At 63.4% G+C, this 12995-nt stretch carries 8 protein-coding genes and 1 pseudogene; 2 read left to right on the top strand and 7 right to left on the bottom strand.

The window, feature by feature from the left end; translation table 11 throughout:
• Nucleotides 1-17: 17 nt before the first annotated feature.
• Nucleotides 18-206: a hypothetical protein gene (locus tag AC3A4M_RS21295; protein ID WP_498738429.1), complete on the top strand. Its 189-nt coding sequence runs from the start codon at nt 18-20 to the stop codon at nt 204-206.
• A gap of 292 nt (nt 207-498) precedes the next feature.
• On the opposite strand, the gene AC3A4M_RS21290 is transcribed toward AC3A4M_RS21295, so the two are convergent.
• The 7 genes and pseudogenes from AC3A4M_RS21290 to AC3A4M_RS21260 all read right to left on the bottom strand — a co-directional run bounded on the left by AC3A4M_RS21290 (nt 499) and on the right by AC3A4M_RS21260 (nt 10866).
• Entirely contained in the window at nt 499-1740 is a 1242-nt protein-coding gene (locus AC3A4M_RS21290) for a UPF0158 family protein (RefSeq protein WP_498738427.1), read from the bottom strand.
• Between the two features lie 508 nt (nt 1741-2248).
• Complete coding sequence (locus AC3A4M_RS21285) at nt 2249-3526, bottom strand: flavin-containing monooxygenase (RefSeq protein ID WP_498738425.1); 1278 nt, start codon at nt 3524-3526, stop codon at nt 2249-2251.
• Nucleotides 3527-3863: 337 nt separating this feature from the next.
• Nucleotides 3864-5384 carry an APC family permease gene (locus AC3A4M_RS21280; protein WP_498738423.1) on the bottom strand — a complete coding sequence of 507 codons (1521 nt, stop codon included), beginning with the start codon at nt 5382-5384 and terminating at the stop codon, nt 3864-3866.
• 243 nt (nt 5385-5627) lie between these two features.
• Nucleotides 5628-7271, bottom strand: a pseudogene (locus AC3A4M_RS21275) (amidohydrolase).
• Nucleotides 7268-8677 carry a purine-cytosine permease family protein gene (locus tag AC3A4M_RS21270; protein ID WP_498738421.1) on the bottom strand — a complete coding sequence of 470 codons (1410 nt, stop codon included), beginning with the start codon at nt 8675-8677 and terminating at the stop codon, nt 7268-7270. Before AC3A4M_RS21270 ends, AC3A4M_RS21275 begins: the two are co-directional and overlap by 4 nt.
• A gap of 133 nt (nt 8678-8810) precedes the next feature.
• Complete coding sequence (locus AC3A4M_RS21265) at nt 8811-10304, bottom strand: aldehyde dehydrogenase family protein (protein ID WP_498738419.1); 1494 nt, start codon at nt 10302-10304, stop codon at nt 8811-8813.
• A 52-nt stretch (nt 10305-10356) separates the two neighbouring features.
• Nucleotides 10357-10866: a hypothetical protein gene (locus tag AC3A4M_RS21260; RefSeq protein ID WP_498738417.1), complete on the bottom strand. Its 510-nt coding sequence runs from the start codon at nt 10864-10866 to the stop codon at nt 10357-10359.
• Nucleotides 10867-10986: 120 nt separating this feature from the next.
• Here AC3A4M_RS21260 and AC3A4M_RS21255 point away from each other — a divergent pair, with 120 nt between their 5' ends.
• On the top strand, nt 10987-12966 hold the full coding sequence (locus tag AC3A4M_RS21255) for a primary-amine oxidase (RefSeq protein ID WP_498738415.1): 1980 nt from the start codon (nt 10987-10989) through the stop codon (nt 12964-12966).
• Nucleotides 12967-12995 lie beyond the last annotated feature (29 nt).

The following is a 12995-nucleotide window of genomic DNA, read 5'->3' as shown; positions in this document are numbered from 1 at the left end:
AACTGAAGGAAAGATCGATGAGCCAACTACCAACCTTTGAAGATCTGAGACGCCACGCCTTCGCGCTGCTTGGTGACGCCGAAGACTGGTTGCGCTCGGACTGGAGGGAAGGAACCGGCCCGACGAGGGAGCAGGCCCAGGCCTCACGGGATGCGCGCGAAGCCATCCAAAAGGCAAAAAACGCCCTTGACCGGGCAGCCGGATAATTACTGTGGTGCAGTGCCGCTGCTCCAGTTCCTTGGAAATGAAACGCCCACGGCCCGCTGCTCTCCGATTTGGGAAGCGGGCCAGATCTGGCGCAGTCTCCACGTCTCGTCAATTGTTTGCAAAACTTCTGGTTCATAGTCCGTTCGGAAACAGCTTTCGAACCGATTTCCGAGCTGAGCAGGGACAATGACCGTCCCGTAAGCTGAACCTGCCTGCACCGGGGCGGCCCCTGTGACCACGCTCGACCTCGTGATCAGCCTGCTGATCTGCTCCACGTTGATGCCGGGGACGTCAGCCCACGCGTATGTCGTTGTCAGCGAGGAACTCGCGGGCGCGGCCTACCCGGCGGTCGGTGGAGAATGCGTACCACTGTTCGCCAAGGTTCCCGTTGTGGACGAGGTTGCGGAACCGGCTGAAGGCACCGTTGCCCTCGATCGCCCGCTCCAGCCGCTCCCGGAAGGCCTCATCGTGCTGCCGCTCGGCGAAGGCCTCCATGTCCCGCCAGCCGTTGCGTGAATCGGTGTGATGGAGCCGGAGCCAGCGCTCCGGCTCCTGCTCCACGTCGATGGCGGCGTCATCTCCGACCATCATCGGGTCAGTGGCGCTGGCCTCGTGCACCTGCCCGGTGCGCAGATCGAGGTAGCCGCCGGCCGACAGGTCGGGATCCCCTTCCAGCACGGTGCTGAGCATGTCCAGGTCTACCCGTACCACCCGGCCGGTCAGCGGCTCGCCGCGCAGACCGGCGAGCAGGTCCTCGGCCAGCAGCCGGTCCCCAGGCCCGCCGCGCCAAGTCAGCCGGTTGATGACCGACAGTGCCACCGGCTCGGCCTCCTGTCGTCGGTGCTCCAGCGCTATCGATATGCCGGCCCCCACCTGCTGCAGAGCGTCATCGATGTCGCGTCCCGTCACCGCCGCGAGGAAGCCGGCCGCATCTGCTGCCGCGATGGCTGCACGCAGTTCGGACAGGTCGAGCCCCGGCACCTGTACCCGTCCGGGCCATGAGTGAAATTGCATCGGGTGCGGCCTGCTCGGTTTCCTCGGCGCCCGGCTCTCACCGTCGTCGGCAGCCCATCGGCGCCCGTACTGGTCCGGGATGCTGCCCCAGCCCCAGTACGGCAGCGGGCCATTAGGACGGATACCCAAAACCTCCAACGGGTCGACCTTAATCTCTCCGACGACGCACCGGTGCATCCAGGAGTCACCGAGATCGAACGTGAACTGAAACTCAGCCCCCGGCTCCAGCGTCCGGGCAACCTTGGCAACGGCGAGGTCGATCGGCGCGATGATCGGCCCGCCGATCGATCCGGCCATCTCGGCTCCCGTCTCTTCGTCGGTGATTACCCGGCCGTCAGCCAGGGTGAACACTGAGAGGTGCGAGCGGTCCCAGCGGGCGAAGGCATCGTTGATGGCGTTCGCAAGATCCATGAATGTGTGCGACGGTCCAACCGCGAAGATACGCCCCGGCCACGGCCACAGCTCCTCGCCACGACCGCCGAGCAGTTCCACCGTCAGAGACAACCAGGTTCGTGCCATACCTTCAAGGATGGCACGCGCCGCGGGCGGCGCCGCAGCCGCGCAGGGTCCCGGGACGGATCTCGCAAGAGGGTCCTCCAACGCACCACTCCCCTGGCAAGGGTCATGGCTTGAAAACCCTGCGTTTCCGAGATCCTCGATTTGGCGTATGACCCGCCCTCGAAATCGCCCCGCAAGGGCACCTCAAATGCGGCAACTAATAGCTTTCTACAAGGTTGCACTGCCGACAGTAGTCCTCTGCATCCGAGCAGATCGCACATACTCTCGTTTCGGTTCTTGGAGGGACTGCTGGAGATCAATCAATGTTATTGCACTGGCAGATGTAGGCACGGGTGCATGATCGACGAAGTAGCTGTTCGGTCCGAGGGCTCTCTTCTTTCGCATGATCTTGCTGGCCGGGGTGGTTGAGCAGCGACGGCGGTGATGGTCAACGATGCCAACTGGCTTATCGTCGCCCATCACCGCCGGTGAGCTATTCGGGACAGCCGCCCGCAGCCATTAACTTTTCCTAGACGGCGCTGCTTCCTACAAGGGTTGCCTGCTCGTTGTGCGAGAGGTAGCTCCTCTGGATGTTGATCTGGTCGGCGACGTACTTGGCGTCATGCCATACTCCCCAGATGAAGCTCGAACCGCGTCGCGATTGCCAGGGCAGGCCGAGGAAGTAGATGCCGGGTTCGGAGGAGACTCCCCGCTGCTGCACTGGCCGGCCACGTTCATCGAAGGCGTCCACGTCCAGCCAGCTGTAATCGACCGCGAAGCCGGTGGCCCACACGATGGAGTTCACGCCGGAATTATCAAGGTCGAGATCGAGAATGGGATTGGTGAGGCTGTCGGGGTCGGCACGCAGCATCCGGGCCTCGGGTTCCTCGGGAAGATCGAGGCCGTTGCGCTCAACGTAGGCGTCTGCCTCGTCGAGGAGCTGAAGGTAGTGGGCGTCGCCGTTCGCGATGTTTGTCCGAAGGTCCTCTGCGAACCTCATGGTTCCGTTTTCGTAGGAGACGGTGCGGCCTACGAGCTTGATGCCGTTCTCCGCCAGTGCGCGGAAGTCGACGGTATGGCCGCCGTCGGCTCCACTGACCGCGATCGTGACGTGCTCTGCGCCGAGGGGAGGGGTTGAAGCATCCCACATGCCGAGTACCCCGAGCCACCAGCAGAAGTCCCTTCCGCGGTAGCTGCGCGGGGGGCGGTCGTGCGGTCCGACGGAGAGAAAGACCTGCCGCCCCGACCGTTGGATCTCGGCCGCGATTTGAACGCCGGAGGACCCGGCGCCTATAACTAGGACTGCGCCTTCGGGGAGCTGCCCCGGGTTGCGGTACTGGCTGGAGTGCATCTGCATCGGGCGGGAGTCGGCGGGGACAACGGGAGGGATGACCGGGCGTTGAAATGGTCCGGTTGCTGCCACAATATAGCGTGCGTTGAACTCGCCGTCCGATGTTTTCACGTGGAATCCAGGGGCGCCGACGTTCCGGCGAACGGACTGGACCTCGACACCGCAACGGATCGGCGCACCGATCTTTTCCGCGTAGGTGACGAAGTAGTCCGCGACCTGCTCCTTCGAAGCGAACTCTCCGGGCTCCAGGTCGGGGAACTCCAGTCCCGGGAAGCGGTCGTGCCAGGCCGGCCCATTGGCAACCAGGGAGTCCCACCGCTCTGAGCGCCAGCGCTCAGCGATGCGGTGGCGCTCCAGAACGAGGTGCGGTATCCCGCGTTCGCTCAGGTGTTCGCTCATCGCTACTCCGGCTTGGCCTGCGCCGACGACCAGGACTTCAACTTCCGGGCTTGACATGTCAATCTCCTGTGTTTGGGTGAATGGGACCCGACCTGCACGACGTCCATGCCGTGCCGCCTCTGATATCCGCCAAAAGGTCGTGTGCGGCAGCAGTCTTGGTCGGCTCCCCTGTCGGGTATTTCTTAATACTGAAGGGAGAAACTGCATCTGCATAACGAATAAATCAGCTCAGCAGAATCTGAAATAGTGATGAAGTGTTTGGTAAGGCAGCGATCCGTGCAGGCGGTGGCGGATTTTCAAGCTGCACCGAACGCCCCGTTCCTGAACGGGGAACGGGGCGCAAGCTATTGCCGGCCGTGTGCCCCTGCTACGCGGTTGATACCCGGCAGTCGGATTAGAGGTCTTGGAGGGAAGTCGTGTTATCCGCTGGCACACCGTCGGCTACGACGGCTTCGCGTACCTTCCTGCCGCGGACGTAGCCAATAAGGCCGAGGGCGAGGATGCAGCCGAGTGTTCCGAGGGCGAAAGCTTCGAATGTGAACTGCGAGACGCCCCAGATCTCTTCGAAGTTGTACTCGAGTCCGAAGAGGACCTCCAGGGTGCCGGGGAAGATGGCCACCCAGGAACCGATCAGGATCCAGACGAAGCAGATCATTCCAAAGACCCGGAATACCGTGTCGGAGACGGGGACCTTGAAGGGACGATGGGCCGAGGGGTATTTCGTACGCAGCCGCACTGCGGCTGGGATCGCCAGCAGGTAGCTGAGCAGGAAGGTCGAAATCGCGATGCTCAAAACCACTCCGAACAGCGCGCTGCTGGTGCCGCTGAGCTGCATCGCTGCGAGCATGAAGACCGTGGCCACCACTCCGGAGAGGGTGTTGACGCGGATCGGCGTACCCAGCTTTGGGTGGAAGCGGCCGAAGAAGCCTCCGAAGAAGGATCCGTCCGCCGCAGCCATCGCCTGCATACGGTCGCTGATGATCATCCAGGCGGCGCCCTGGGAAACCAGTACGAAACAGAAAACCATGGCGGAAATCGCCAGCATCACCTCGGCCGCCGGACCGAACACAGTGTAGACAGTGGCAATGGCGCCGAACAGTCCGCCGATGCCGGTGATGTCGTTGATGGGGACTACCAGCAGGATCGCCAGGATCGGCAGCAGGTAGCTCGCCGCTGCAATCATCGAGGAGCGCGCAATGGAGATGGGAACGTCCTTGGCAGGGTTCTTCATCTCGCCGGCCGCGCTGTTCCCGGACTCGAAGCCCAGGAAGGAGAAGAGCAACAGTGGTGTTACGCCGAGAAAACCGGCGAGCGTGGGCGAGAAGAACCCGAGGTCCAGGCCGTTGAAGCCGTGCTGCAGCCCGTAGATCAGGGTGACGACGAGGAAGAAGGTCAGGAAGGCGACCTTCAGGATCGCACCAAGCGATGGCAGCCACTTGCCGTGCTTCAGGCTGATGATTGCCGAGGTGACGGTGATCCAGATGAAGAGAAGTTTGAAGAGGTAGTCTTCGACGCCTCCGGCCTCAATGTGCACGACATACTCGGACCATGTCTCTACTGCTACGAAGGCCATGGCGCCGCCCACCCAGACGGGCTGGGTGACCCAGGTGAACAGGGAAGTGATGGCGGCAACTACACGGCCGAAGGCCATTTTCGTCCAGACGTACACCCCTCCTTCCTCGGTGAATGCGCCGCCGGTCTCCGCGAAGATGAAGCCGTAGGGGACCATGAAGGTGATGGCCAGGATGAGGGTCCAGGTGAAGGTCTCCCCGCCGAAGGCGGAGACCTGGCCCAGGACCTCGACAGAGATGACCGCGGCCACCACGAGCAAGAGGATGTCGAAGCGTCCCAGTGATTTCTGTAGATGTTTACTTTGCTCCTGGGCAAGGTGTGTTGAGGCTATTGGCTGATCCATGATCGGTCCTTTGCTGATGCCTAAGTTTTCGATTGCTCAAGAAGAGCGGAAGTGTGTCGGTTTCGCCGAGGCCGGGCCGGCGCATCATCTGATTCCAGAAGCGTAGCGCCGTGAACTGCATCACGTAAACCATGGAATGACGATGTAGGTCATCGATAATTCAGATGCGGAGCGACCTAAAGCAGGAGCCGGATGACGGGATGCCGGACACTTCATACAGCTTTCCGGATCTGTTGGGTCCAGCTACTTGGCAAGCTCCTCGTACACGGTGTCACCGCCAAGGATGGTGCGCGCCACCCGCAGTTGATCGAAGCTGCCGGTGTCCTCGATCGGCCCAGTGAGTATCACGAGGTCGGCCAACTTCCCGGTTTGGAGGCTTCCGATCCTGTCTGCAACGCCGGAGACTTCGGCGGATCCGAGGGTGTACGCACGTATGCCGTCGTCGATGCCCAGCCGTTCTTCCGGTTGTGCCGGGGTGCGGGATTCCGGATTCTGGGCATGCACATCCTTTGTGGGGGCTGTGCGTGTGCAGGCCGTGTGGAGGCCCTATAAAGGGTCGGGGCTGGTCACCGGCCAATCACTGCCCATCGCGAGGTGCGCTCCGGCTCGGCGCAGCGATTCAAAGGGGAAGTGACGACGTGCCCGGTCTTCGCCGATGAGCGGGAATTTGCGCTCAAGAATCTCCTGATCGTTTCTGGCCCACAGCGGCTGGAGATTCGCTGTCACCTCCAGGTCGGCGAACCGATGGACGTCTGCAGGATCCACGACATCGAGGTGCGCTATCTGGTGTCTTGAGCCCCGGCCATTGCGCCGCCTGGCGTGAGCGACCGCATCCAGGCACTCGCGCACTGCCCGGTCTCCGACGCCGTGGAAATGGATGCCGAGTCCTGCCGCATCGAGCTTGGCGGTGATGCTGCCGAGATTCTCAGGGCTGATGACGGACTCTCCCCGGGCCTCGGGATGTATGCCGGTATAAGGCTCAATGAGTGCGGCGGTGCAGTTCTCACAGATGCCGTCCTGCATGATTTTCACGCTGCGTACCTTGAAGCCGGCTTCTCCAGCGGCCCGGATGCGTTCGAGCATTTCGGGAACGTAATCAGGTCCGGCCGCGGGCGGCCACCACATTGAACCGGTCACCCGTGCCCGCAGCGAACCGTCGGCAATGGTCTCGATGTAGGCCGGGAGGGAGTCTGGCAGCGTAAGGTAGGCGCCGAGAATCGCGTCGTGCCAGGCCGTGACCCCGAGGGAGAACAGGTACTCCTGTGCTGTGAGGAGTGCCTGCCGGAGATCCTCGGGGCGGTGGGCCGGAATGAGTCGGGAGACGAGCTCGCCGGCGGCGTCCATGAGTACCCCTGTCGCTTCTCCGTCCAGGTCCCGCACGATGCGGCCGGCCGCCGGATCCGGCGTCTGTCTGGTGATGCCGGCTTGGCGGAGAGCCTTCGTGTTTACCCAGACCCCGTGTGCGTCGTGGCTGGTGAATACAGCAGGCCGGTCCGGCACGAGTTCATCGAGCAACTCCCGTGAGGGCAGCCCCCCGGGGAACGCGTCGCCGAACCAGCCGGAACCGACCACCCATCCGCCATCGTATTTGGCCGCGAAATCGCGGATGAGATGGGCGTATTCCTCGACAGAATGTGCTGCGTCCAGATTGCAGCCGAGAAGCGCCAGCCCACCTGCCTGGGCATGGATGTGCCCGTCGTGGAAACCGGGCATTACGGCCGCGCCTGCGGCGTCGATCCGCGCAGTTTCGGGGCCTGTAAGCGCGAGGATCTCCTCGTCCTTGCCGACTGCGCTGATCCTCCCCTCCGCAACGGCGAGTGCGGTCGCGCGGCTGCGCTCCGGGAACCACAGTTGCGCCCCGGTGATCACGAGGCTTGGAGCGCTCATCTAACAGTGTCCTTCGTGATCACGGCATGCTTCCAGAAGCCATAGAGTACTGCCGGCACTGCAAACCCGACGATCCATGCCAGGTCTACGAACCCAAGCGGCTCTGCCAGCGGGCCCGTATACATCGAGGTGACCATGAACGGAAGCTGGACGAGGATACCCGCCAGGTAGCTCATGAGCCCGACCCGGTCCCAGCGGCCATAGACGCCTCCATCGCGGCGGAACATGTCATCCACGGCGTAGTGGCCCTTGCGCAGGATGAAGTAGTCAATGAGGTTGACAGCCGACCATGGGATCAGGACGTACAGCAGGACCGTGACGAAGTCGCCGAAGATCACGAGAAAGTTGTCCTTGCCGAGCAACGCTCCGAGCATCGCGAGAAGTGCGTAGACCACGGTCATGATGACCCGCTTGGCGGTGTTGATACGGATCCGGGACGAGATCGTCTCGAAAACCGTGAGGGAGCACATGACTCCGGAGTAGATGTTGGATGAGTTCATGACTGCCGAGGCAATCCCGAACGCGAAGAGCACTACGGGCCCGAAGCCGCCAAGCAGTCCTCCGAGCGCGGCCATGGCATTGCCGTCGGTTGTGGTGAGGCCGACGAGGGCTCCGAGGATCATCACAAGCACGGTGCCGACGGCAAGGCCAAGGTAGGTGGCCCAGAACGCCTGCTTGGAGCCGCCTTCGCGGGGAAGGTACCGGGAGTAATCGGAGACGTACGGTGCATAGGCGAGCTGCCAACTGACACCGATCGCCAGCATTCCGAAGAAGCCTGCCACGGTGAACCCGAGCTCGCTGTTATCCGCGAATGTGACAGGGTTCGACATCGCGACGAAGATCGAGATCACCACAAGAACCCCGACCACGACGGAGAACACGGCCATTAGCTTGCGCACGAGGTCGTAGCCAAAGATGGCCACCGCAAGCGCGATCACCGCACAGACGATGATCCCGGCATTGATGGAGTCATTCCGGAAGACGGCGGCGAAGCTCTGTGCCGCCACGACGAGGTTCGACGCGAAGAAGCCGAGGAACATGATAAGCGCGATGAGCGCGAGCAGGCTGCCACCGAAGTACCCGAACTGACCCCGCGCCTGCAGCATCTGGGGAATTCCAAGATGCGGTCCCTGTGATGCGTGCAAGGCTGCGCCCAGTCCGCCGATCACATTGCCGATCACCACGGCGGCGACGGTCCAGCCGAGCGACAATCCGAACAGCGTCGGGCCGAGTGCTCCGGTGACTACCGTGAGCGGAAGCATATTGATTCCGAGCCACACGAAGAAGAGTCCTCGCGTGGTGCCGTGGCGCTCATCCAGGGGAATCGGACGGATATGACGGCGTTCGAACGTGACGATCTTCTTCGTCACGTTCGAACGCTTCCTGTTCTCGAGCGTGCCGGTCATGGTTGCACTCCTTCGCGCGATGAGCGGCCGACATGGTTTCCTGCCGCTTCTGACTCCAGAAGCGTAGGTCCGTGAACTGCATCACGTAAACCACGGAAATACGATGGCTATCATCACTTCCTCAGATGCAGGCTTAGCCGAACTGTATCCAGGTCGTCTTCGGCGCCGTGTAGTTGTCAAAGGCATGCAGGGACAGGTCACGACCGAATCCGGACTGCTTGAAGCCGCCGAAAGGGGTCGTGTTTCCCAGTGCGTCCACGGTGTTGACCGACACGGTCCCCGCGAGGAGATCCCCCGCAACCCGGTGCGCCCGGGACAGATCTGAAGTCCAGACAGATGCTGCCAGGCCGTAGTCGGTGGCGTTGGCGAGTGAGACTGCTTCGGCTTCCGTGTCGAAGGCGTGCAGCACTGCCACGGGGCCGAAAATCTCCTCGCGGTGCACATCATGGTTTGCGGGGAGGCCGGCCAGCAGGGTCGGTTCCAGATAGGCGTCGGAGCCGCGAATCTCCCGGCGCTCTCCACCGAAGAGGACCACGCCTTCGTTCCGGCCCCGTATGATCCAGCCCTCGACCTCGTCCGCGTGGGCGCCGCTGATCAGCGCACCGTTTCCCTCAAGGCCGGCAAGCGGGTCTGCGGTCCTGTAGTCGGCGGCGGCCCGTGCCAGCAGCGCCGCGAATTCATCGTGGACTTCCCGCTGGACCAGGATGCGCGAGTTGGCCGAGCATACCTGGCCCTGGTTGTAGTACGCGCCGAAGGCCGCTTTGACTGCCGCGGTTGCGAGGTCTGCGGTATCTGCGAAGACGATATTGGAGCTCTTGCCGCCGGCTTCAAGGCTCAGCCGCTTGAGGTTGCTCTTGCCGGAGGCCTCAAGCAGGGTCCGCGAGACTGCGGTGGATCCGGTGAATGCCAGGGTGTCAACGTCCATGTGATGGGCCAGTGCAGCTCCGACCTCCCGTCCCGAGCCCGTCACGATGTTCAGGACACCGTCCGGGATTCCCGCCTCGGAGGCCAGTTCGGCTACCCGCAGGATGCTCAGCGACGTTTGCTCTGCAGGCTTGAGCACCAAGGTGTTGCCGGAGGCAAGCGCCGGCGCGAGCTTCCAGACGGCGATCTCAAGGGGATAGTTCCATGGCACGATGGCGGCCACTACGCCCAAGGGTTCGCGGGTCACCAGCGCCGTGGCTCCCGGAGGGACGGCGGGCAGTTCACCGCTTTGCTTGTCGGCTGCCTCCGCGTACCAGCGCAGCGTGGAGATGGCCCCGGGAACATCGACCGTGGTGGTCTGCAGGATCGGCTTTCCGCTGTCCAATGATTCCAGGAGGGCCAGTTCGTCCGCATGGCGCTCCATCAGGGCGGCCAGGGCGAGCATTGAACACTTGCGCTGCTCGGCGCCGCTTCGGGACCAGGCCGGGAAGGCGCGCCGCGCGGCAGCTACCGCGGTGTCAACGTCAGCGGGACTGCAGGCAGCCAGTTCCGCCAGGACGCGGCCGTCAATCGGACTGATGGTGGCGCGGGAAAACCCGCCGGTTGCCGTTACGCGGCGTCCGTCGATGAAGGCCCTGCCCTCGATAGCCAAGGCATCAGCCCGGCCCTGCCAGTCGAGTGAAAGGGTGGTGGTGCTGTTCATGAAAGCTCCTCAGGTGGGGTTTCGGTTTGGGTGGTGCGGTCGGCAGTGGAAGTCAGTACTCGACAGCGGAACGGGCTGCGGTGCGGACGCCTGCGGCCGTATTTGACCGCATCATGCGCAGGGCTGCGGAGGCCGCGACAAGGCACAAGAGCTCCACTCCAATGAGTGCGAGCATGGCGCCGTCGTGGCTTGGGAAGGCAGAAGGTCCGGTGACGTTGGCAGGCCCCTGGTGGTGGGTTCCGGCCCCCATCGCAGTGAGCAGGACCAGGTGGATGAGGATCATCGCGGTACTCATAACCAACAGGTGCCCGGCAGCGCGCCCGATGCAGCGCCGCCCCACCAGCCTCGGTGAGGCCGAGCCTCGTCCCGCCACCATTGGTGCAGCGCAGGCCAGGCAGGCCGCGCCCATCACAGCCATCCACCAAGCCATGGCACCGGTCGGTCCGGTGGCCGCCGCCACCGCATGCGCTGAGGCACTGACAGCCGCCGCCGTGGCGACAATCGCGGCCGGAACGCGGGCAGGCGGCAGGGGTACGAAGCGCCTCGGGGTTTGCGGGTCCATGGTCCTCCTGATGGCCCGGCAGTATTTCCGCAAGAGACTTTACGCCGGGCCTGTGAAGTGGGTAACATCAATTCGTTGGCTGTACAGTTGTACCATCAAAATCCGACTTCAGGAAGTGCCATGACCCTTCAGACCGCCTCAACTGCTGCGTTGACGCAGCACCCCCTTGAACAGCTCACGGCCCTGGAAATCCAGGAGGCCCGCCGCATTCTGGCCGAGGCCGGGCTCGTGTCCGACAGCACGCGTTTCGCGTACCTCGGCCTGGTTGAACCGCCAAAATCCGCCCTGCACGGGGATGCCGCCGACACTGCCCGCCTGGTCAGGGCGATGCTCTGGGACGCGGCCTTGTCCCGGTCCCTGGACGTGCGTCTTTCCCTGACCACCGGGCAGGTCCTTGAGCAGCGCGAGCTCAATCCCGCTGTCGACGGCCAACTGCCTGTCCTGCTGGAAGAATTCGAGATCATCGAGGACATCCTGGCCGAAGATCCGCAGTGGAAAACCGCTCTTGCGGCCCGCGGCCTTACGCCTTCTCAAGTACGGGTCGCTCCGCTGTCGGCGGGCGTCTTCGAGTACGAGAACGAGGAGGGCAAGCGGCTGCTCCGCGGCCTCGGATTCCGTCAGGACCACCCCGGCGACCACGCCTGGGCGCACCCCATCGATGGCCTCGTTGCTTTTGTCGACGTGGAAAACCGCCGCGTGAACCACCTGATCGACGACGGCCCCGTACCGGTACCCGAGATCAACGGAAATTACACCGAAGCCGCTGTCCACGGCGAGCTCCGCACCGATCTGAAGCCAATCGAGATCACGCAGCCCGAAGGTCCGAGCTTCTCGCTGGAGGGCAACCTGCTCTCCTGGGCAGGCTGGGATCTGCGGGTGGGTTTCGATGCCCGTGAAGGACTGGTACTCCAGCAGCTCCACCACACCCACAACGGGCGAAGGCGCCCGCTGGTCCACCGCGCATCGATCTCCGAAATGGTCGTTCCCTACGGCGACCCCTCCCCGTACCGGAGCTGGCAGAACTACTTCGACTCCGGCGAATACCTGGTCGGGCGGGATGCGAACTCGCTCAAACTCGGCTGCGACTGCCTGGGCGATATCACCTACATGTCCCCGGTGGTAGCCGATGACTTCGGGAACCCCCGCACCATCGAAAACGGCATCTGCATCCACGAGGAGGACGCCGGCATCCTCTGGAAGCACACTGACGAGTGGGCCGGCTCCAACGAAGTACGCCGCAACCGCCGATTGGTGGTGTCCTTTTTCACCACGGTGGGCAACTACGACTACGGCTTCTACTGGTACCTCTATCTGGACGGCACCATCGAATTCGAAGCCAAGGCAACGGGCATCGTGTTCACCGCAGCCCTGCCGGACAAAGAATACCCCTACGCCTCGGAAATCGCGCCCGGCCTGGGTGCGCCATTCCACCAGCACCTTTTCAGCGCGCGGCTGGACATGATGATCGACGGGGCCACGAACCGTGTGGAGGAACTGGACCTCGTGCGGCTCCCCAAGGGGCCGGGAAACCCCCACGGGAACGCATTCACCCAAAAGCGCACGCTGCTGGCACGTGAATCGGAAGCAGTGCGCGACGCCGACGGCAGCAAAGGCCGCGTCTGGCACATCAGCAACCCTGACTCGCGGAACCAGCTAGGCCAGCCCGTCGGCTACACGCTCTACCCGGAAGGCAGCCCCACACTGGCCATGGCTGATGATTCTTCGATCGCCTCGCGGGCCGCGTTCGCCCGGCACCACCTGTGGGTCACCCGGCATGCCGAGGAGGAGCTCTACGCAGCGGGAGACTTCGTCAACCAGCACCCTGGCAGTGCCGGACTTCCAGCCTACGTAGCGCAGGACCGCGACATCGACGGTCAGGATCTTGTGGTGTGGCATTCCTTCGGTTTGACCCATTTCCCGCGCCCGGAGGACTGGCCCATCATGCCGGTGGACACCACGGGCTTTACCCTGAAGCCGCACGGTTTCTTTGACGGCAACCCGACGCTCAACGTGCCGTCGTCGGCGTCAGGACACTGCGCTCCCGGAGCAGCCGCGGGAACCGCCGACCTGCACTCCGGGCCGGGCGCCTGCGGGCACTGACGCCTCTCCACTGCGGGGACGCAGCAATG

The sequence above is a fragment of the Arthrobacter sp. Soil_C_60 genome (genome assembly GCF_057656375.1).
Note: the sequence above shows the minus strand (reverse complement) of the source record. Positions and strands in the feature narration are given on the sequence as shown.